The organism is Nesterenkonia cremea (assembly GCF_014642675.1).
Classification (GTDB): domain Bacteria; phylum Actinomycetota; class Actinomycetes; order Actinomycetales; family Micrococcaceae; genus Nesterenkonia; species Nesterenkonia cremea.
The window spans coordinates 103,076-123,901 of record NZ_BMIS01000001.1 but is presented as its reverse complement, the minus strand read 5'-3'; the positions used below and the strand labels follow the sequence as shown (position 1 = coordinate 123,901).

18 protein-coding genes are annotated in these 20,826 nt (G+C 69.1%); 15 read left to right on the top strand and 3 right to left on the bottom strand.

Features of this window, described 5'->3' with window-relative positions:
* Window positions 1–19 precede the first annotated feature (19 nt).
* From IEW85_RS00565 to IEW85_RS00530, 8 genes are read left to right on the top strand one after another with little or no spacing between them, the layout of a single operon-like run.
* Window positions 20–361: a hypothetical protein gene (locus tag IEW85_RS00565; RefSeq protein WP_188682032.1), complete on the top strand. Its 342-nt coding sequence runs from the start codon at window positions 20–22 to the stop codon at window positions 359–361.
* Window positions 358–738 carry a monovalent cation/H(+) antiporter subunit G gene (locus tag IEW85_RS00560; protein WP_188682031.1) on the top strand — a complete coding sequence of 127 codons (381 nt, stop codon included), beginning with the start codon at window positions 358–360 and terminating at the stop codon, window positions 736–738. The genes IEW85_RS00565 and IEW85_RS00560 overlap by 4 nt, the downstream gene beginning before the upstream one ends.
* Window positions 735–1,760, top strand: a complete 1,026-nt coding sequence (locus tag IEW85_RS00555; RefSeq protein WP_188682030.1) for an MnhB domain-containing protein — start codon at window positions 735–737, stop codon at window positions 1,758–1,760. Before IEW85_RS00560 ends, IEW85_RS00555 begins: the two co-directional genes overlap by 4 nt.
* Complete coding sequence (locus IEW85_RS00550) at window positions 1,760–2,158, top strand: NADH-quinone oxidoreductase subunit K (RefSeq protein WP_188682029.1); 399 nt, start codon at window positions 1,760–1,762, stop codon at window positions 2,156–2,158. The genes IEW85_RS00555 and IEW85_RS00550 overlap by 1 nt, the downstream gene beginning before the upstream one ends.
* Complete coding sequence (locus tag IEW85_RS00545) at window positions 2,155–3,744, top strand: complex I subunit 5 family protein (RefSeq protein ID WP_188682028.1); 1,590 nt, start codon at window positions 2,155–2,157, stop codon at window positions 3,742–3,744. Before IEW85_RS00550 ends, IEW85_RS00545 begins: the two co-directional genes overlap by 4 nt.
* Window positions 3,741–5,318, top strand: coding sequence for a complex I subunit 5 family protein (locus IEW85_RS00540; protein ID WP_229658680.1), 1,578 nt, complete (start codon window positions 3,741–3,743; stop codon window positions 5,316–5,318). The genes IEW85_RS00545 and IEW85_RS00540 overlap by 4 nt, the downstream gene beginning before the upstream one ends.
* Window positions 5,315–7,198, top strand: a complete 1,884-nt coding sequence (locus IEW85_RS00535; protein ID WP_188682027.1) for a proton-conducting transporter transmembrane domain-containing protein — start codon at window positions 5,315–5,317, stop codon at window positions 7,196–7,198. The genes IEW85_RS00540 and IEW85_RS00535 overlap by 4 nt, the downstream gene beginning before the upstream one ends.
* A gap of 13 nt (window positions 7,199–7,211) precedes the next feature.
* Complete coding sequence (locus IEW85_RS00530) at window positions 7,212–7,706, top strand: Na+/H+ antiporter subunit E (protein ID WP_188682026.1); 495 nt, start codon at window positions 7,212–7,214, stop codon at window positions 7,704–7,706.
* Here the strand turns inward: IEW85_RS00530 and IEW85_RS00525 are convergent.
* The 3 genes from IEW85_RS00525 to IEW85_RS00515 all read right to left on the bottom strand — a co-directional run bounded on the left by IEW85_RS00525 (window position 7,691) and on the right by IEW85_RS00515 (window position 10,294).
* Window positions 7,691–8,557: a hypothetical protein gene (locus IEW85_RS00525; RefSeq protein WP_188682025.1), complete on the bottom strand. Its 867-nt coding sequence runs from the start codon at window positions 8,555–8,557 to the stop codon at window positions 7,691–7,693. The two genes, IEW85_RS00530 and IEW85_RS00525, sit on opposite strands and share 16 nt — an antisense overlap.
* Before the next feature lie 212 nt (window positions 8,558–8,769).
* Window positions 8,770–9,534 carry a TSUP family transporter gene (locus tag IEW85_RS00520; RefSeq protein WP_229658679.1) on the bottom strand — a complete coding sequence of 255 codons (765 nt, stop codon included), beginning with the start codon at window positions 9,532–9,534 and terminating at the stop codon, window positions 8,770–8,772.
* 223 nt (window positions 9,535–9,757) lie between these two features.
* On the bottom strand, window positions 9,758–10,294 hold the full coding sequence (locus IEW85_RS00515; protein WP_188682024.1) for a YceI family protein: 537 nt from the start codon (window positions 10,292–10,294) through the stop codon (window positions 9,758–9,760).
* A 361-nt stretch (window positions 10,295–10,655) separates the two neighbouring features.
* On the opposite strand from IEW85_RS00515, the gene IEW85_RS00510 reads away from it, so the two are divergent.
* Genes IEW85_RS00510 through IEW85_RS14610 form a run of 7 tightly spaced genes read left to right on the top strand, consistent with a single transcriptional unit; the run spans window position 10,656 to window position 20,738 of the window.
* Window positions 10,656–11,444: an FHA domain-containing protein gene (locus IEW85_RS00510; protein ID WP_188682023.1), complete on the top strand. Its 789-nt coding sequence runs from the start codon at window positions 10,656–10,658 to the stop codon at window positions 11,442–11,444.
* A 5-nt stretch (window positions 11,445–11,449) separates the two neighbouring features.
* The gene (locus tag IEW85_RS00505) at window positions 11,450–11,953 is read left to right on the top strand and encodes an FHA domain-containing protein FhaB/FipA (protein ID WP_188682022.1); all 504 of its coding nucleotides are present in this window, start codon (window positions 11,450–11,452) and stop codon (window positions 11,951–11,953) included.
* Between the two features lie 3 nt (window positions 11,954–11,956).
* Window positions 11,957–13,765 (top strand): PP2C family protein-serine/threonine phosphatase, encoded by a 1,809-nt coding sequence (locus tag IEW85_RS00500; RefSeq protein ID WP_188682021.1) that lies wholly within the window; start codon window positions 11,957–11,959, stop codon window positions 13,763–13,765.
* Window positions 13,758–15,230 carry an FtsW/RodA/SpoVE family cell cycle protein gene (locus tag IEW85_RS00495; RefSeq protein WP_229658678.1) on the top strand — a complete coding sequence of 491 codons (1,473 nt, stop codon included), beginning with the start codon at window positions 13,758–13,760 and terminating at the stop codon, window positions 15,228–15,230. The genes IEW85_RS00500 and IEW85_RS00495 overlap by 8 nt, the downstream gene beginning before the upstream one ends.
* On the top strand, window positions 15,227–16,675 hold the full coding sequence (locus IEW85_RS00490) for a penicillin-binding transpeptidase domain-containing protein (protein WP_188682020.1): 1,449 nt from the start codon (window positions 15,227–15,229) through the stop codon (window positions 16,673–16,675). Before IEW85_RS00495 ends, IEW85_RS00490 begins: the two co-directional genes overlap by 4 nt.
* Window positions 16,672–18,459 (top strand): protein kinase domain-containing protein, encoded by a 1,788-nt coding sequence (locus tag IEW85_RS00485; protein ID WP_188682019.1) that lies wholly within the window; start codon window positions 16,672–16,674, stop codon window positions 18,457–18,459. Before IEW85_RS00490 ends, IEW85_RS00485 begins: the two co-directional genes overlap by 4 nt.
* Complete coding sequence (locus tag IEW85_RS14610) at window positions 18,456–20,738, top strand: protein kinase domain-containing protein (protein ID WP_188682018.1); 2,283 nt, start codon at window positions 18,456–18,458, stop codon at window positions 20,736–20,738. Before IEW85_RS00485 ends, IEW85_RS14610 begins: the two co-directional genes overlap by 4 nt.
* The last annotated feature ends 88 nt before the right edge of the window (window positions 20,739–20,826 follow it).

The following is a 20,826-nucleotide window of genomic DNA, read 5'->3' as shown; positions in this document are numbered from 1 at the left end:
AGAGTCAGGGGGTGTCGCCGTGCCGTCGCACATCATCACGGCTGTGCTCTCTGCTGTGGTCATCCTCCTGCTGCTGAACCTGGTGGCGGCGCTGATCTTCTTCTCCCGCCGTTCCCTGGCCCACCACTGGCTGCTGGTGATCCTGCTGGCCGGCACCAGCGGCGCCGCCCTGGCCGGGATCTTCGGCGTGCTGACCTCCGACGGTGAGCGCTACGCCGATATCGCAGCAGTGCTCACCGGGACGGCCGCGGTCACCGCGGCAGTGCGCGCAGGTGCCCGACGCCGGCGCCTCCCCACCCGGCCCGCAGATCCCGACGCCGCCCGGCCGGCTGAACAGGACCGGACAGGTGAGGGCGCATGATCGAGCTGCTCCGCGACGCCCTGGGCCTGCTGCTGGTCATCGTCGGGGCCCTGTTCTTCGCCGCCGGCACCCTGGCGCTGATCCGCTTCCCTGGGGTTCGCAACCGTCTTCACGCGCTCACCAAGGCCGACAATCTGGGCCTGGGCCTGATCATGCTGGGCTCGGGGCTGCTGCTGGGCTCCTGGACCGCCGCAGGTGTGCTGCTGCTGGCCTGGCTGCTGGGGCTGGGCGCCGCCTCCGTCTCCGCCCATGTGCTGGCGGAGAACGAGGTGCGCCAGCTCGAGACTGACACCGATGACCTCGACGCCGGCCCGGCCTCCGATGCCGGCACCGATGCCGACCCCGGCGCCCGCGGCACCACAGGGCGGCAGTCATGAGCGGCCTCCTCCCCGAGGACGTCAGCCTGGCCGTCCCCGACATCGCACTGGGCCTTGCTCTTCTGACTGCGGCCGGCTGCGCCCTGATCCCACGGTCCCGGCTGGCCCTGGCCGCGGGATTCCTGAGCCTGGGAGCCCTGACCGCTCTGGTCTGGCTGCGGCTGGACAGCGTGGATGTGGGCCTGGCCGAGGCCGGTCTGGGCGGCGGCATCCTGGGCGCGCTGCTGGTCTGGCTGGCAATCCGCAGCCCCCACTCCCCCGCCCCGGATTCGGCAGAGACGATCTCAACCACCCAACCGACCTCAGGCACCCGGCGGACCTCGCGCCCCATCCTGAACCCTCGCACCCTGCTGGGCTGCGCAGCGGGGGCGGTGCTCGGCGGCGGGCTGTGCCTGGTGTGGTTCCAGGTGTTGCATGCCCTGCCCGCCTGGTCGGAGCCGCTGGAGGAGCAGATGGAGACCACCGGCGTCACCCATGAGATCACCGGGGTGCTGCTGGCCTTCCGCGCCTATGACACTCTGCTGGAGTCTGCAGTGCTGATGCTCGCCGGAGTGGCGGTCATGGCGCTGGGCCGCGACGGCGGCCTCCACCAGCTGAGCCTGCCCCAGCCCGAGGTGCCTTCGGCGCTGCGCTGGCTGGTGCGGCTCTGCGCCCCGGTGCTGCTGCTGGCCGGACTGTGGCTGCTCTTCGCCGGCAGCTCCGACTCCGGCGGCGCCTTCCAATCCGGCGCCGTGCTCTGCTCCCTGCTGATCCTGCTGCGCACTGCCCACGCCCTGCCCTCCCGCGAGCGCACCGAACCCTGGATCCGCCCGCTGCTGATCGGCGGCGTGGTGGTCTTCATCCTGGCCGGGCTGGTGGGCCCGCTGCTGGCCGATCCGCTGCTCTCCGAGGCCTGGCTGAGCTGGCAGCCACAGTGGGCCACCGCCGCCGTGCTGAGCGTGGAGATCCTGCTGACCATCGGCATCGCCGTCGGGCTGTTCCTGATGTACCTGACCCTCGAGAATCCCGAGGGGGTGCAGTGATGGAGGTCTTCGCCGGTGAGGGCGCAGCGCTCTGGTACCTGCTGCTGGGCAGCCTGGTGGCTGTGGCCGGAACGGTCCGGCTGCTGCTGGCCCGGGACCTGCTGGCCCGGCTGGTAGCGATGAACGTGGTGGGGATCGGCTCCCTGCTGGTCCTGCTCTCCCTGGGGGCCCGCGCCGAGAGCGCTGCCCCGGATCCGGTGCTCTCGGCGCTGGTCATCACCGGACTGGTGATCACCGTGGCCTTCACCGGCCTGGGCGCGGTGCTGATCCGTCGGATCGAGGGTATCCACGACGCCGAACACGCGCCTGATCAGGCAGCTGACGGTGATCAGATCAGCAGTGGCCAGAACAGCTCTGAGCAGGACAGCAGCAGCACGGAAGGGGGCCGGGACTCATGACCACCGCCGAGTTCTCCCTGGCCGGGATCGTGCTGCTGCCGCTGCTGGCCTCGGCCGTGGCCGTGCTGCTGGGCAGCCGCGTCCGTGCCGTCCTCGGAATCCTGACCGCCCTGCTGATCTGCGGTCTCTGCACGGCAGTGCTGATCCAGACGGCCGCCGGCGGCATCACCGAGCTGGCCCTGGGCGGCTATGAGGCCCCGCTGGGGATCCGGCTGCGCGCCGATGGGCTCTCCGCGCTCTTCCTCTGCCTCTCCGCCGTGGTGGGCACAGTGGTCTCCGCCCATGCCGCCATCCTGCCTGCGAGCGCAGGGCACCCCGGGTTCTGGCCGCTGTGGCTGGGCTGCTGGTCCGGTCTGAACGCGGTCTTCGTCTCCGGCGACCTGTTCAACACCTATGTGGGCCTGGAGCTGGTGGGACTGACCGCCGTGGCACTGGTGGCCTTAGGCGGCCGCGACTCCTGGATGCCGGCGCTGCGCTATCTCTTCGTGGCAGTGCTGGGCTCGCTGCTGTTCCTGGTCGGCGTCGGGCTGATCCTCGCGGCCGCCGGGACCCTGGATATGGAGCAGGCGGCCCAGCAGCTGGCCGAGACCCCGGAGGCCCATGCCGCCGCGGTCTTCGCGCTGTGCCTGATGAGCGTGGGCCTGGTGCTGAAGCTCGCGCTGATGCCCATGCACCGCTGGCTGATCCCAGCCCATGCGGGGGCTCCGGGGGCGGTCTCCCCGCTGCTCTCGGCGCTGGTGATCAAGGCCGCGCTCTTCGTGATCCTGCGGCTGTGGCTGTGGGTCATGCCGTTGGATGCCACCACTGAGGCTGAGACCGGCCTGGCCGAGGGGCTGAGCACGGCGCTGACCGCCCTGGCCTGGACGTTGGGCGGCTTCGGTGCGCTGGCGGTGATCCTGGGGTCAGTGATGGCACTGCGCCAGGACCGGCTCAAGCCGCTGGTGGCCTATTCCACGGTGGCCCAGGTGGGCTATTGGTTCCTCTTCCTGCCGCTGCTGCTGGACCCCGAGGCCGGCGCTCTGGAGGGCCAGCCCGGCACCACGCTGGCCGAGGATGCGGTGCTCTCCGGAGCGCTGAGCGGATCGGTGGCACTGGCGCTGGGCCACGGCGTGGCCAAGGCGGGGCTGTTCCTGGCGGCCGGGCTGCTCAAGGAGCTGTGGGGCACCGATGAGATCGAGAGCCTGCGCGGAGCCGGGCGCCGACATCCGCTGCTGATCCTTTCCATGGGGCTGTGCGCTGTGGGGCTGATCGGGCTGCCGATCTCCCTGGGGTTCACCGGCAAATGGCATCTGGCCACCTCGGCCGTGGCCGCCGAGCACTGGTGGATCATCGCCGTGCTGGTCCTGGGCACCCTGCTCAGCGCCGGGTACCTGCTGCGCGGCATCGCCCCGCTGCTGCTCCAGGACGCGAAGGATCCGCAGGACCAGGAGCACGACGCCGCACAGGACGCCGATGCTTCCGCTGAGTCACCGCGGCGGCAGCGGCTCGCCGAGGTGCCCGCCTTCGTCCTGGGGCTTCTGACGGTGCTGACCGGCTTCCTGGCCGTGGGGATCGATGCCCTGATGGGGGTGGGCGCCCCGTGGTGACCGACCTGATCCCCTCAGCCGTGCTGCCCTGGATCCCGCTGGTGATGGTGGTGCTCTCCCTGGCGGCCGCCGTCGCGATCTTCCCCATGGGTGAGCGCCGAGTCCGACTGCGCTCCTGGGTGAACCTCTCCGCCGCCGTCGCGAAGGTGCTGCTGGTGGTCCTGCTGGTCCCGGCCGTGGTGGCGGAGGGGACCAGGCCGGAGTTCTCCGTGCCCTTCCTGCCGCTGGGCGAGGGGGAGAGCATCGATCTGGTGCTGCGGGTGGATCCGCTGGCGCTGTTCTTCGCGGGACTCTCTGCGCTGCTGTGGCTGCTGACCACCATCTATGCGATCGGCTACCTGGAGCGAGGCTCGGACCGCAGTCGGTTCTTCGGGTTCTTCAGCCTGTGCGTGACCGCCACTGTGGGCATCTCCTTCTCCGGGAACCTGATCACCTTCCTGGTCTTCTACGAGATCCTCACTCTGGTGACCTATCCGCTGGTGGCTCACTGGGGCGATGAGAAGTCCCTGCGGGCCGCCCGGATGTATATGCGCTATGCGCTCAGCGGCGGGGTGGCCGTGCTGATCGGCGTCATCTGGCTGACCATGTACGCCGGGCCGGTGGACTTCGCCGAGGAGGGCGGCGCCGAAGGGGTGGCCGCGCTGGCCGCCGAATCTCCCGGCGTCGCCGTCACGATCTTCGTGCTCCTGGTGGGCGGTATGGGGGTCAAGGCCGCGCTCGTGCCGCTGCACAGCTGGCTGCCGTCAGCCATGGTGGCTCCGGCCCCGGTCTCCGCGCTGCTGCATGCGGTGGCCGTGGTGAAGGCCGGCGTCTTCGGGATCGTGCGGGTGATCGACGATGTCTTCGGCATCGAGGTGGCTGAGGAGCTGGGCGTGCTGGGGCCGCTGCTGGCGGTGGCCTGCTTCACCGTGCTCTACGGCTCCTACCAGGCGATGCGCCAGACGGAGCTGAAGAAGCGACTCGCCTTCTCTACGGTCTCCCAGGTCAGCTATGTGGTGGTCGGGGTCTCCATGGTCAGCGCGCTGGCCACGGCCGGCGGCGTGGTGCACCTGGTGCATCAGGGGATCATGAAGATCACCCTGTTCTTCTGCGCGGGGCTCTTCGCCGAGGTCATCAGGGCCCATACGATCGGCGAGCTGCGCGGGGCCGGGCGGCGCATGCCCTGGACCTCGGCGGCCTTCACCGTGGGCGCCCTGGGGATGATCGGACTGCCGCCCACGGCGGGCTTCGTCACCAAATGGCAGCTGGGCCTGGGAGCCCTCGACGCCGGACAGGGCTGGGTCGTGCTGGTGCTGCTGGGCTCCTCGGTGCTCAACGCCGCCTACTTCCTGCCGGTGGTGTGGATGCTCTGGTTCGCGGAGCCCGAGGGTGAGTCTGGTGAGGCGCCTGATGCGGGTGCCTCTGATGAGGCGCCGCAGCCGGAGGGCGAGCCCCAGCGTGAGAAGGAGCCCGGCGCTCTGGTGGTTCCGGCGGTGATCACCGCGGTGGCCACGCTGGCCGTGGGGCTGGGTGCCGCACTGTCCTTCGCGCCGCTGCAGGTCGCCGAAGCCATCGCTGAGGCGGTGTTCCGATGACCGAGCTGCTGTTCGCCCTGTCCTTCCTGCTGCCGGCCGGCGCCGCAGCAGCGATCGCCTGCGCCGGCCTGCTCTCCCCCAGCACGGCTCACCGAGTACGACGCCGCGCCGGACTCTTCGCCCCGTCGGCGGTGCTGCCGGCCGGCCTGCTGGCCCTCTCCGGCGAGGCCGAGCTGGAGCTGCCCTGGCTGATGCTGGGCTCCACCGCGGCGGTGGACGCCCTCGGGCGCCCTCTGCTGATGATCGCCGTGCTGCTCTACGGGGCGGCCCTGTCCTCGATCACCTGGCTGAAGCTGCGCGACGCCGAACGCGGCTCCGGAGCGCTCTCGGCCTGGCTGCTGGTGTGCTTCTGCGGCAATATCGGCACCTATCTGGCCGCGGATCTGGTGAGCTTCTATCTGGCCTTCGCGGTGATGAGCTTCGCCGCCGTGGGCCTGGTCATCCACTACCGGGATGCGGCCGCGCGGCGGGCCTCGCGGATCTACCTGTTCCTCTCGGTGTTCTCCGAGACACTGATCCTGGCGGCTGTGGTGCTGCTGGGTTCGGCGCTGCTGGCCCCCTCGGAGGCGGTGGATCCGGAGTTCGACGACGGCGGCGCCCCGGACGCCCAGGAGTCTCTGCTGCTGGAGCATGTTCCGGCCGCGGTGATGGATTCTCCGCACACCGGACTCATCCTGGGGCTGCTGCTGGTGGGCTTCGGGGTGAAGGCCGGGACTGTGCCGCTGCATGTGTGGCTTCCACTGGCCCATCCGGCCGCCCCGCCGGCGGCCTCGGCAGTGCTGTCCGGGGCGATGGTCAAGGCCGGCCTGGTGGGCTGGCTGCGGTTCCTGCCGCTGGGCGAGGACGGCGACGCCGGCGCCCGAGATGCCGTGGAGATCGCCGCCTGGGCACTGGTGGCCGCAGCACTGACCGGTGCCTTCCTGGCGGTGCTGGTGGGCGTGCTGCAGAAGGACCCCAAAGTGGTGCTGGCGTATTCGACGATCTCCCAGATGGGCTTCATCGCCGCCCTGGTGGGTGTGGGGCTGCTGGTGCCCGAGCTCGCCGCCCTGACCGCGGGGGCGGCGGTGGCCTATGCGGTCCACCACGGGCTGGCCAAGGGGGCGCTGTTCCTGGGCGTTCCGGTGGTCAAACACTATGGGCATGGCCGAACCGGGGTGCTGGTGCTGCTGGGCATGGCCGGTGCCGGGGCGGCGGTGGCCGGTGCCCCGTTCACCTCGGGGGCCTTCGGCAAATACGTCTCCAAGGAGGCGGTGGAGGGCGTGACCGTGCTCGGCGTCGGGCTGGAGGACATCCTGCCGTGGGTGGCCACGGGCTCCACGCTCCTGCTGCTGCGCTTCGGCTGGGTGATGTGGCAGGCCGAGCGGGCTCCGCGGCGCCGGGCCGACGGCGAGCTGCTTTCCTGGCTGGCGGTCTGCGCGGCCGGCATCGCAGTGCCCTGGCTGATCGGGGCCCAGTGGATGCCGGAGGAGGAGCTGCCGGCCGAGCCGCCCACCTGGGAGGCCTCTGTGCTCTGGGATGCGGCCTGGCCCATTCTGGCCGGGCTGGCCCTCGGCGGGGCGGTGTGGGCCCTGGCGGCCCGCGGGCTGCTGCCGGACTGGGCCTCCCGGGCAGATGGCACGGTGATCGCCCCGGGAGATCTGATCGTGGCCGAGGAGTCCCTGGCGGTGCGGGCCGCCTCAGGCACTGTACGCGGAGTGGAGGCGGCGCACCGCGGGCTGGAGGATCGGTCCAGGTCCGCCGCCGAAGCGCTGCTGAGCGCGGGCAGGCGGGTCCGTTCCTGGGCCACCCGTGCGGAGACCCGGCTTTCGGCCTGGGAGACCTCCGGACTGGTGCTGCTGATGGTGCTGGCCGCCACGGCCCTGATGTGGTGGTGGGGATGAGGAGGTTCGACTCATGAGGCGGACAGCTGCTGCGGCCCTGCGCGGCCTGCTGCTGAGCCTGCTCTGGCTGGCGTTCTCCGGCGCAGATTCCGACTACTGGGTCTATGGGGCAGTCTCCGTGGTCTGCGCGGTGGCGCTGAGCCTGGGGCTGCTCCCGCCGCAGGGCCCACCCCGCCCCGCACGGTGGCCGCATCGCCTGTGGTTCAGCCTGGTGCTGATCCTCTGGTTCCTCGGCCAGTCCGTGGTGGGCGGAGTGGATGTGGCCCGGCGCGCGCTGACGCGTCAGCCCGATATCCAACCCGCGGTGATCCCGGCACCGGTGCAGCTGCCTGAGGGCCACGCCCGGCAGCTGGCCATGGTGCTCATGAACCTCATGCCAGGATCGATGATCCAGCGCAGCCTGCCGGGAGAGGAGCTCACCGTGGAGCTGCACACCCTCTCAGCTTCCCTGGATCCGGCAGGTCAGTGGGAGAGGCTCCAGCATCGGGTGTCTCAGGCCGCCCGCTGAGCCGAGCTCTCTGTGGCCGCATCGGGGTCCTCGCCGAAGGTGTAGGCGTCGGCCACCACCAGGCCTCCGAACTCCTTCTGGTATCTGGCCTCAGCCTCCTGGGTCGCCTCCGGGCAGTCCACGGCCAACGACCCCAGACCGTCCGAGGAGTGGAGCCCGCCGAACACAGACCCGCCCTGCCCGGCCTTGCCGCCCCGGGCAGCCGTTCCCTCCTGCCCAGCCTCGGTATCCTCCAGAAGCCGCGCAAAGAGCCGCAGCTGCCGCGGGTGACCGAAGTAATGGTGGCCGCAGGCGGCGTCGAAGGCTGTCCGGTGCAGCACCCGCAGCTCGGGGAAGGCGCTGAGCCCGCCGGTGCGCCGGAAGCGCAGGCCCTGGCTGTCGCAGCTGCCCAGATAGGTGTGGACCACCACTCCGCCCAGCCGCAGCCTCCGGCCCAGCACGGCCACCTCCTCCGGGCTGATCGGCTCGGAGAAGCGGATCTCGCGGTATCTGGTGATGGGCACACCGGTGTCCACGGTGACATCGGCATAGGAGTCCACCACCAGGCTGTAGCCCCACTGGGCCAGCAGCTGCACTGCGCGGGTGCCCGCATTGCTCATCGCACGCAGGTGCAGCGTCCCCTCCGGGAAGAGCACCAGCACCGCAGAATTGCGCAGCACCGGGGCCTCCGCAGGGAACCATTCGGGGAGGCCGTCCTGGCGCAGCGGCCAGATCTGGTCGCCGTCGTGGGTGGCCTCATGCTCCCAGTCCAGGGATTCCTGATGCCGCATCTCGATCGTGGCCTGCCTCTCCGGCACCCCCTCCGGGTCTGGTCCCGAGCCGGCGCTGCGCCACCGGTCCATGAAGACCACAGCAGGTTGAGCCTCCCTGCCCCGGCCAGCCCGATCCTGGCCCGTTGCTCCGCACTGTCCTGCTCCGCTGCCGCTCATGCTGCACCTCTTCCGTCACCGTCTTCGCACCCAACTCTCCGCCGCCGCTTCAGCGGCGTGCTGACAGCCTAGGGAGGGGGTCTGACATGACTCGGTGACAGTCTGGCGTCGGGTGCTGGCGTCCGGCGTCGGGCTCAGACGGTGAGGTCGAGGACTCCGCGGATGATGGCGCCCACCGCGCCCAGCCCGGCCAGAGTCATCGCCAGGGTGCGGGCGGCCTGGGAGGAGACCACCCGCGCGGTCAGGCCGCCCAGGACGATGCCCAGCAGCACCACGGCCACGATCCCGGCGAAGAGCCAAGTCAGGTCCAGGCCGGCACCGTCCACCTCACCCACGGAGTCCATGATCAGCTTGGCGGCCACGGAGGCGGCACCCATGGTCATGAAGATAGGCTGCATAGTTGCGGCGAACCCCTGCTGATTCCAGTTGGAGACCCGCGAGTAGATCACCATGACGGGAGCGGCCACCCCGGAGGTCGTGTTGAAGAAGCCGCCGATCACACCGGCGGTCCAGCCGGGCACCCGCCCCTCCCAGCTGGGCAGCTTGGGCAGCGAGACGGTCAGCAGCAGGGCCAGCACCACGATGGAGCCAAGGATGATGGAGAGCCAGCCCGCGGAGAGCTGAGAGACCAGCCAGGCGCCGGGGATGGCGCCGATGACCGCCAGCGGGCCCACCAGCCAGTAGCGGCGCCATTCGATGCGCGACCACACGGCCAGCATGATCAGGAAGCCGGAGACGGTGGTGGTCATATTGGTGACCAACACGCCGAGGGCGGGGCCGATGACCAGGGAGAGCACGGGGGCGACCACCAGGCCCACTCCGCTGCCGGAGACGCGCTGCAGGATGGTGCCCACCAGGACTGCGACGCCGATGATCACCATCGTTGCGAGGGTCTCCACAGCAACCCACATTACAGCGGCAGACGATCCCGACGCCGCACCTCACCCGAGCACCCTCGTTTTACCAAGGTGATCTCACATCACCCCTGCAGATCCGCAGGGGTAATGTGACAAATGCTTGGTAAAACGAGGGTGTCACCCCGCACCTCACCCGGACGCACAGCGGCCCCGGGCCGAGCGCGGAGCTCAGGCACGGGGCCGCTGCGGGAGAGGGGACGAGGGATCAGCCCTGGTCGAGGACGAAGGCCACCTCGAGGTCGATGGAGACCTTGTCGCCCACCAGGACGCCGCCTGCCTCCAGTGCGGCGTTCCAGGTCAGGCCGAACTCCTTGCGGGAGATGGCCGTGGAGGCGGAGAAGCCGGCGCGGGTCAGACCGAAGGGATCCACAGCCTGGCCGCCGAACTCGGTCTCGAAGGTGATCTCCTTGGTCACGCCGCGGATGGTCAGCTCGCCGGTGAGCTCGAACTCGGAGCCTGCGGGCTTGAAGCCGGTGGCCACGAAGGTCAGCTCGGGGTGGGTCTCGGAGTCGAGGAAGTCCTCGCCGCGGACGTGGGCGTCGCGGTCGGCGTTCTTGGAGTCGAAGGACGCGGCCTTGACCTTGGCCTCGACGTCAGCGGTCCCGTCTTCGGCGACCTTCAGGGCGGACTCGGCCTCCTGGAAGGTGGCGCGCACCTTGGAGATGCCGGCGTGACGCACGGTCAGGCCGATCTCAGAGTGGGCTGCATCCAGGTTCCAGGTGCCGGGGGTCAGAGTTGCCATGGGAGCGATTCTCCTTCGTAGTGTTCGTGCCGCTCGGTGCGTGACGCGGGGTACAACACTCATTGTGCACCCATTTATTTCAAAACTGAAGCAGTTTGCGAAGAATTGACCGAAACGTACCTCAGGCGGCGCCTCATCTCGCCGCAGCAGCTCCTCCAGTATGGCACTCACCACTCCACCCGGCACCCCTCACCACCGGCTCCGAGGGAAGGTGCCGGGGAGTATGCCTCCAGGCAGGCAGGCCCTTCCTCGAGGTGTCATGGCGATAAGCGAGTTAGACTCTCTGAGAGACTGCCCAAACTGCACCTGCATTCCTCAAGGGATGCGCCGGTCAGCAGTGTGAACTTTGAAGGAGGTGCCGGTGGGCCTGCTCGACAATTTGGAGCGCGGGATCGAAAAAGCCGTCCGCGGCGCCTTCGCCGGACGCGGAGGGAGCCTCGGCCCCGTGGAAATCGCCACTGCAGTACGCCGACATATGGACCGCGAGTCCTCCACCATGTCAGAGGGCCGCATAGTCGTGCCCAACCTCTATAAGATCCGCCTCTCCGAGGACGACTTCGCCCAGGCCAAGAGCTACGGCTCCACCCTCGCCGAGGAGCTCTGCGATGAGATCATCCGCCACTCCGAATCCCAGGGCTACACCCTGCTGGGCCCGGTCAAGGCGACCTTCGTGAAGAACACCGAGCTCAAGCGCGGCCAGCTCAGCGTGGAGTCCCAGTCGGACCGCGACGCCGACGCCGGCCACTCCGCGGCACCGCGCCCGTCCTCCTCCCCCGCCGCAGGTCCGTCGGCCACCGCCGCCGCACCTCCGCGTCCCACCTCGGCACCTCCGCGCCCTGCCGCAGCGGCCGGCGTCGGGATCCTGGAGGTGGACGGCACCCGCCACAGCCTGGCTGAGGGCAGCACCGTCATCGGGCGCTCCGCCTCCGCGGACATCACCCTGCCGGACACCGGCATCTCCCGGAAGCATGTGGAGGTGGTGCGCAGCGGCAGTCGCCACATCGCCCGCGATCTCGGCTCCACCAACGGCACCTCAGTGGACGGCGAGCAGCTCTCCGGCGCGCATGACGAGGCCCAGCTGCGGCACGGCTCGATCATCGCGCTGGGCAGCGCCAGGCTGCGCTTCCTGCTCGAGGGCGGAGATCGCTGAACCCCATGAGTGAACTTGCCGTCACCGTCCTGCAGTTCGGGCTGCTTCTGCTGCTGTGGATCCTGATCCTCTCCATCATCGGCGCGCAGAGCCGCGATCTGATGGTCTCCAAGAAGTCCCGCACCCGCGCCGGGGCCTCGGGCTCCCCCAAGTCCAACGGGGGCCGCAGCGGCGGTCACCAGGACTCGCAGAACCAGGCCGGCCAGATGCCGCGCCCCCGGGCCCGCCGCCTGGTCATCAGTGAGGGCCCGCTGGCCGGAACCGAGCTGGAGCTGGGATCGGCCCCGATCATGCTCGGCCGCGCCCAGGAGTGCACTCTGGTCCTGGAGGACGACTACGCCTCCGGCAAACACGCACGGCTCTTCCCGCAGGGGTCCCGCTGGTTCATCGAGGACCTGGGATCCACCAACGGCACCTGGCTGGGCGAGGAGCAGCTGACCCGCGCTTCCACGGTGGAGCCGGGCGAGAAGATCCGCATCGGCAAGACCGCCCTGGAGCTGAGGACCTAGCCCATGGCCCTGGTATTCCGCTTCGCCGCGCGGTCCGATGCCGGAGTCGTCCGTTCCAAGAACGACGACTCCGGGTACGCAGGCCGCTTCTTCGCCTGCGTGGCCGACGGCATGGGCGGGCACGCCGGCGGCGACGTCGCCAGCGCCTCCACCGTGCTGGACCTGGCCCATCTGGACACCCGCGGCTTCGCCGAGCCGGACACCGTCCTGCCGGATGAGATCCAGACCGCCAACGCCTTCCTCTCCAAGCTGGTGGAGGCCAACCCCAAGCTGGCCGGCATGGGCACCACCATCACCGCGATCCTCATCACCGAGGACCGTATGCAGTTCGCCCACATCGGCGACTCGCGGGCCTACCGGCTGAAGAAGAGCCGCTTCCGTCAGGTCTCCAAGGACCACACCTTCGTCCAGCGCCTGGTGGACGAGGGCCGCCTGGACCCGGACCAGGCCGAATACCACCCGCATAAGAACGTGCTGATGCGCGTGCTCGGAGATGTGGACGCCTCACCCGAGCTGGACATCACCTCCTTCCCCGTGGAGGCCGGAGAGCGCTGGCTGCTCTGCTCCGACGGGCTCAACGCCGTGGTCTCGGACCGGCTCATCGAGCAGAAGCTGCGCTCCACCCAGTCCCTGGAGTCCATCGTGGACGACCTGGTGGACCTCACCATCGAGGGCGGGGCACCGGACAACGTGACGGTGACCTGCATGGAGGTGGTGGAGGCCGATGAGCAGGACCTGACCCCCGACGACGGCGGCCTGCCGCTCTCCCGCAAGGCTGTGGCCGCGGCCTCGGGCGGCTACGGCGCCATGCCGGAGACCCCCGACGACGACGCCGAGAGCTCCGCTGAGCACGCCGGCTCGCCGGAGGACACCATGCGCCTGGTCCCGGTGGTCAACCCGGAGGCGCTCTCCGGCCTGACCCCGGATGAGGATGAGCTCTCCCCGCTCTCGGCCGCCATGCTGGGCCAGGACCAGGAGGTGCTGCCGCACAGCCTGGTGGGCGCCGCCGCCTCCGCCTCGGAGACCGGCATGATCCCGATGGTCCCGCGCAATGTGGATGAGCATCCGATGGCCGCACTGCTGACCGGCCAGCCGCTGCGCCCGGTGCGCCACACCTACTCCGAGCTGCTGGGCGAGTCCCCCAATGAGACCGGCGAGCAGGAGACGGTGGAGTCTGCCGCCCGCCCTGAGGCCGAGTCCGCTCCGGAGGATCCCGGCACCGATGAGGAGAAGGCCGCTGAGGCCCCCGCCCCCGCCGAGGATCCCGAGGCGGAGGAGCTGGATCCTGAGGACCTGGAGGACTGGGACGACGAGGAGATGGCCGAGCTGAGCGCGGCGATCGAGGCGCGCCGTCGGCGTCGGGCGTGGTTCCTGCCGACCTTCGTGACCCTGCTGGCGATCCTGATCGCCGTGGTGGCCTCCATCGGCTACATCTGGACCCAGACCCAGTACTACGTGGGTGAGGACGACGGCGAGGTCGCCATCTTCAACGGCGTCTCCCAGGAGCTGGGCCCGCTGCACCTCTCCGAGGTGGACCAGCATATGGAGCTGGCCACCGATGATCTGACCCCGTACCACCACAGCCGCGTGGCCAACGGCATCCCTGCCGATGACCGGGCCCATGCTGAGACGATCGTGGAGCAGCTGCGCGAGACCGTCGAGGAGGAGGCCGCCGAGGAGGCCGAGGAGAACGGCGAGGGCTCCGCGGACGAGAACGGCGGTCAGGACGAGGACAACGGCGGCGGAGACGACGACGGCGAGCAGCAGAACCAGGACCAGAACGACGAGCAGGCGGGTGAGAACAGTGAATGAGACCGCACAGGCGGCCCCGAAGCCGCGCCGCAACGTCGAGCTGGTGCTTCTGCTCGTCGCCCTGATCATCGGCATCGGCGCCCAGTTCCTGGTGGCCGTGTCCATGGACGAGCCGATCACCCAGGACTACTACATCGAGGGTGCGGTCTTCGCGACCATCTCCCTGGCCTTCCACCTGGCGCTGCGCTTCCGCGCACGCTACGCGGATCCCTTCATCCTGCCCATCGTGGTCACGCTCAACGGCCTGGGCATCGCGATGATCCACCGGCTGGACTTCACCGCGAGCTTCGACGGCGCCGCGGACCGCCAGCTGGTCTGGACGGTGGTCTCCATCGGCGCGGCCATCGCCCTGCTGTGGTTCCTGAAGGACCACCGCCGACTGCGCCAGCTCACCTATGTCTCACTGATCGTCAGCGTGCTGCTGCTCTTCCTGCCCATGGTGCCCGGCATCGGTCAGGAGATCTTCGGCGCCCGCGTGTGGGTCACCATCTTCGGCATGTCCTTCCAGCCCTCGGAGATCGCCAAGATCACCCTGGCGGTGTTCTTCGCGGGCTACCTGGCCAACAACCGCGATCTGATCCTGTTGGCCGGCAAGAAGGTGGGCCCCTTCACCTTCCCGCGCCTGCAGGACCTGGCTCCCATGGCCGTGGCCTGGGTGGTGGCCCTGGGCGTGCTGATCGTGCAGAACGACCTGGGCAACGCGCTCATGCTCTTCGGCCTGTTCGTCACGGTGATCTATGTGGCCACCTCGCGGTTCTCCTGGATCGCGATCGGCGGCGTGTTCATCGCCATCGGAGCGGCTCTGGCGTACCAGTTCGTGAACCACTTCCGGGAGCGTGTGGAGATCTGGCTCAACGCCTTCGACCAGGAGATCTATGAGCGTGCCTACGGCGGCTCCCACCAGGTTGTCCAGGGCATGTTCGGCCTGGCCAACGGCGGACTGACCGGCACCGGATTCGGCAACGGCATGCCCACGCAGGCGGCCCTGGCGAACTCGGATATGATCATCGCAGCCTTCGGCGAGGAACTCGGCTTCATCGGCCTCTCGGCGATCCTGGTCCTCTACCTCCTGCTGTTCAGCCGCTATATGCGAGCTGGCATCGGCACCCGCGACCACTTCGGCAAGCTGCTGGCCACCGGCCTGGCAGTGATCCTGGTGCTGCAGGTGTTCGTGGTGGTCGGCGGCATCACCCGGGTCATCCCGATGTCCGGTCTGGTCAGCCCGTTCCTGGCGGCCGGCGGTTCGGCGATCCTGGCGAACTGGCTGATCGTGGCGATCGTGCTGCTGATCTCCCATTCCGCGCGCCGTCCGGTGGTGGTGGGCCCGATGGTCAACACCTCCGGAGCCGAGACCTCCGGCATCGAGGATCGCGGCGGCTCGGCTGAGGACCGGGGCGCCAGGCAGGACAGCAGCACAGGCCGCAGCGGCGGCGAGGAGACCCAGATTCAGGAGGCGGCCCGGTGAACAACGCAATCCGTCATACCTGGGTGGTCTCCGTGACGATGTTCGTGACGCTCTTCGCCGCGCTGAGCATCATTCAGGTCGCCCTGACCGAGGACCTCAACAGCGATCCCAACAACGCCCGGCAGATCTACAACGACCGCGGCGCACCCCGTGGCGCCATCACCGTGGACGGTTCCCCGATCGCTGAGTCGGTGCCTGCTGAGAACTCGAACTTCGACTACCAGCGCGTCTACCACGACCCTGAGCTGTACTTCGGCATCACCGGCTTCTTCCCGATCGCCGCCCACCCCACGGGCCTGGAGAGCGAGCTGAACGAGTATCTGAGCGGACACTCGGACAGCCAGTTCTTCGACCGGATGACCTCCATGTTCACCGGCGAGACCATGGAAGGCGCCCAAGTGGAGCTCACCCTGGACCCGGAGCTGCAGCGTCAGGCCTATGACCTGATCCCGGAGGGCCAGCGCGGCTCCATCGTGGTCCAGGAGGTGGACACCGGAGACATCGTGTCCTTGGCCTCCCGCCCCAGCTACGACACCAATGATCTGGCCACGCACTCCACCGAGGAGTACAACGCCAACATCGCCGAGCTGGAGGACTCCGAGCACGTCAGCCCCTACTACTTCCGGCCGATCAACAGCACCATCGCGCCGGGCTCAGTGTTCAAGCTGGTGGACCTGGCGGCCATGCTGGAGTCCGGGGACTATGACCCTGACACTGTGCTGGAGAACCCCAGCGAGCTGGACCTGCCCGACAGCGATCGGACCCTGCCCAACTTCACCACCGGCATCTGCCACCAGCAGACCGAGTCGAATCTGACCTGGATCGTCGCCCAGTCCTGCAACACGCCCTTCGGCGAGGCCGCCATGGATATGGGTGAGGAGCCCCTGCGGGACACCGCTGAGGACTTCGGTTGGAACCAGGAGCTGAACATCCCGCTGTCCACCTCCGCCTCCGCCTTCCCGGAGACCACCTCTCAGGCGGATCTGGCCTACTCCTCCATCGGTCAGGGCAGCGTCACCGCCACCCCGCTGCAGATCAACATGGTCTCCCAGGGCGTCGCCAACGGCGGCACCGTCATGCACCCCAACCTGGTGGACTCCATACGCGGTTCGGACCTGCAGCTGCTGGAACAGCCGGAGCCGCAGGTCCTCGGCGAAGCCACCTCTGAGGAGGTCGCCGGGGAGATGACCGAGATGATGGAGGCCGTGGTCGACGAGGGCACCGGCCAGTCGGCGCAGAGCCAGTCCTTCGACGTGGCCGCCAAGACCGGCACCGCGGAGACCGGAAACGAGGGGCAGGTCCACACCTGGATCACCGGATTCGCCCCCGCAGATGACCCGCAGTACGCAGTGACAGTGGTCTACGAGAACATCGACTACGAAACCGGCCACTCCATGACCGGTCCCCAGATGCGGCAGATGTTGGAGGCGGTGATCGAGCCATGAGGCCAGTTGTGGGCATCACGATGGGCGATCGGTACAAGCTGACCGAGCGGATCGCCATCGGCGGCATGGGTGAGGTCTGGAAGGCCAACGACGAGGTCCTGGGCCGCACTGTGGCCATCAAGATCCTCAAGGAGGAGTACACCGGCGATGAGGCGTTCCTGCGCCGCTTCCGCGCCGAGGCGCGCCACACGGCGCTGCTGAACCACCCCGGAATCGCCGACATCTACGACTACGGCGAGCAGGCGGGATCCGGCTACCTGGTCATGGAGCTGGTGCCCGGGCGTCCGCTCAGCGTGATCCTGGAGAAGGACAAGACCCTCTCCTGGGAGAAGACGCTGAGCATCATCGCCCAGACCGGCCGTGCGCTGCAGGTCGCCCACGATCAGGGCCTGGTCCACCGGGATGTGAAGCCGGGCAACCTGCTGATCACCCCCACTCGCCGGGTGAAGATCACCGACTTCGGCATCGCGCGTCTGGCCGATCAGGTGCCGCTGACCGCCACCGGTCAGGTCATGGGCACCGTCCAGTACCTCTCCCCGGAACAGGCCACCGGCCAACACGCCACCGGCTCCAGCGACATCTACGCGCTGGGGATCATCGGCTATGAGGCGATGGTGGGGCACCGCCCCTTCACCGGGGAGTCGCAGATCGCGATCGCCCTGAAGCAGGTCAACGATCCGCCGCCGGATCTGCCGGACTCCGTCCCAGAGCCGGTGCGCGCACTGATCATGTCCATGCTGGCCAAGGACCCCAGCCAGCGGCCGGTCAACGCCACCAAGCTGGCCGAGGCCGCCGATGCGCTGCTGCGCCATGACACCGACACCGCCATCGAGGCTGTGCCGGCACTGCTGAACCACCTGGACCGTCCGGATGCGGAGCAGGACGAGGACGCCACCCAGGCGATCCCCTCCGCCGGGACCGCACCGACCGCCGTCGTCAGCTCTGCGGCTGCCGCCGCGCCCTCGGCGCGCACGCCGGAGCAGCCCAAGGAGGAGCGCGCCGCCCACTCCTCCTCCGATGAGGAGAGCAAGGGCGGTGGTACGGGAAAATCCGAGGCCTCTGGCGCCGACGAGGACGCCGGAAACGATGAGCAGAAGCGTGCCGGCGCCGCCTGGCGCTGGCCGCTGCTGACCCTGGTCATCCTGGTGGCGCTGGCCCTGCTGGGCTCTTGGGTGCTGCCGATGCTCACCTCCGGGGATGACGAGTCCCCGGAGCCCACGCCCACGGTCACCGAGACCTTCACCGCGGAGCCGGATATGGTCAACGTGGTGGCCGCTGAGCTGGTGGGACGTCCTGTGGAGGAGGTCCAGGAGGAGCTGGAGGATCAGGATCTGGTGGTGGAGACCGAAGAGGCCGAGTCCACCCAGCCCACCGGCATCGTGCTCTCTGTGGCGCCCACCGGGGAGATCCCGGAGGGCAGCCGGGTGACGCTCTCCTACTCCACCGGGACCACCGCTCTGGATCCGGATCCTGCGCCCACCCAGGGGCAGGACGAGGAGGAGGATCAGGGCCCGCCTCCGGCCGAAACCCCTGATCAGCAGGAGGGTACGCCGCAGCAGGGGAACGGTGACACGCCGACGCCGACCCCCGCGCCCACGCCCACGCCCGACACGCCGTCGCCCACGCCCGATGAGGAACAGGACGGCGGCCAGAACGGGAACAATGGGCAGGGAGAGGACGACGACGGAGAGGATCCGACCGCCGGCTCCCCGACACCGACCACGACGCCGACTGACGATCCCACCGCCGGCGCATTAGGCTGGCAGGGGAGAATGACACGATGACCGACACCGAAGAACGCATCCTCAACAGCCGCTACCGGATCGAATCGCTGATCGGCCGCGGCGGGATGGCTGACGTCTACCTCGGTCATGACCTCTCCCTGGACCGCCAGGTGGCGGTGAAGATGCTGCGGCCCGATCTGGCCCGCGATCCCCAGTTCCAGGGGCGCTTCCGCCGTGAGGCGCAGTCCTCGGCCTCGCTGAATCACCGCAACATCGTGGGCGTCTATGACACCGGCCGGGCGGATGTGGAGGACTCCCACCACTCCCAGGTGAAGACTCCCTACATCGTCATGGAGTATGTGGACGGCGTGACGCTGCGCCACATCCTCCACGGCACCCCGCGCTCCGAGGACACCGGTGACATCGACGACGCCGGCGACGGCGACGGCGAGGAGACTGTGGTCTCCTCCCCGCAGCAGGACGCCGAGCTGCGCAGCGCCGAGACCCCGCCCCCTCCGCCTCCGCCCTCGCGGCGTGAGCGCCGGGAGCAGGAGCAGAACGGCGAGGACCCGGATGACTCCGATGTGCTGGCGCTGGGCGACACCGGCCAGATGGAGGCCGAGCACGGTGCGGCCTCCGATGTGGGCGAGCCGCTGCAGAAGAAGATCGATCAGGCCCTGGGCCGTCCGGTCTCCGAGCAGGATGCCGCCCAGTACATGTCCGGGATCCTCGGTGCGCTGCAGTACAGCCATGCCAAGGGCATCGTGCACCGGGACATCAAACCCTCCAACGTCATGGTCAGCCAGGACGGCGAGGTCAAGGTCATGGACTTCGGGATCGCCCGGGCCCTGGCCGACTCCGCCTCCACCATGACCCAGACCTCTGCCGTGGTGGGCACCGCCCAGTACCTCTCCCCCGAGCAGGCCCGCGGCGAAGTGGTGGATCACCGCTCGGACCTGTACTCCGCGGGCTGCGTGCTCTTCGAGCTGCTGACCAACCGTCCGCCCTTCCGCGGCGAGTCCCCGGTGTCGGTGGCGTATCAGCATGTCCGTGAGGAGCCGCCGCAGGTCTCGGACCTGAACCCGATGGTCTCCCCGGCCATGGAGTCAGTGGTCCACAAGGCTCTGACCAAGGACCCGGTGCGGCGCTTCCAGTCCGCCGAGGAGTTCGACAGCGCCCTGCAGAACGCTCTGCACGGGATCGCGGTGGATGCGGCCGAGGCTCCCACCGGGACCATCACCGCCGTGGGCGCAGGTGCCGCCTCGGGCCGGGAGTTCGACGATGTGGTGGGGGCCGGTGCGGCCGGCGTCGGGACCCCGCTGTCGGCCCGCACGCCGGAGGATCCGGATGTCTATGATCAGTTCGAGGAGTATGAGGAGCAGCCGCGGCGACGTCGCGGCTTCGGGTGGGTCTTCTGGCTGCTTCTTCTCCTGGTGCTGCTGGGCGGAGGCGCCTGGGCGCTGATGCAGATGCTCAGCACCGAGGAGGTGGAGGTTCCGGATGTGGAGGGCATGGAGCGCAGCGACGCTGTCTCCGAGCTCGCCGATGCGAACCTCGAGGCCGACATCGCTGAGGTCACCCATGACGAGATCGAGGCGAACTACGCTGTGGGCACGGATCCGGAGGCCGGCACCTCCGTGGAGGTGGACTCCGAGGTGACCCTGCAGATCTCTGCGGGCCCCGATGAGGTCGCTGTGCCGGACGGGCTGCAGGGCGAGACCGAGGAGTCGGTGCGCCAGGCCCTGGAGGATGTGGGCCTGGAGGTCGGTGACATCTCCGAGGAGAACCACACCGAGGTGGCCGAGGGCTCGCTGATCAATACGGAGCCGGAGGCCGGCAGCCCTGTGCCGATGGGCTCCGAGGTAGACCTGGTGCTCTCCACCGGCCTGGTGACCTTCCCCGGAGTCCACGGCGAGCAGCACACCGACGCCACCGGCACTCTGGAGGAACTGGGCTTCACCGTCCAGATCGACTGGCAGGAGACCACCCAGCACACTGCGGGCTCTGTGATCGGTCAGTCCGTGGACGGCTCCTCCGTCCAGGCCGGCGTGGATGTGCCTCAGGGCTCCGTCGTGGTCCTCACTGCGGCCTATGAGCCGGAGGAGGAAGAGGACGACGAGGACGAGGATGAGGACGAAGACGGCAACGACGAGGACGAGGACGCCGATCAGGACGAAGACGGCAACGGCGGTGACGACGAAGATGCCGACCAGGATGACGAGGACGGCGGCAACGGCGGTGACGACGAAGATGCCGACCAGGATGACGAGGACGGCGGCAACGGCAATGGAAATGGGAACGGAAACGGCAACGGGAATGGCAACAACGACGACGAGTGATCGTCGCCCGCTCCCGGCAGGCTGACCCGCCCGGATACAGCTGAGGGCCCGGAGGAATCATCCTCCGGGCCCTCAGCTGTATGGGAGG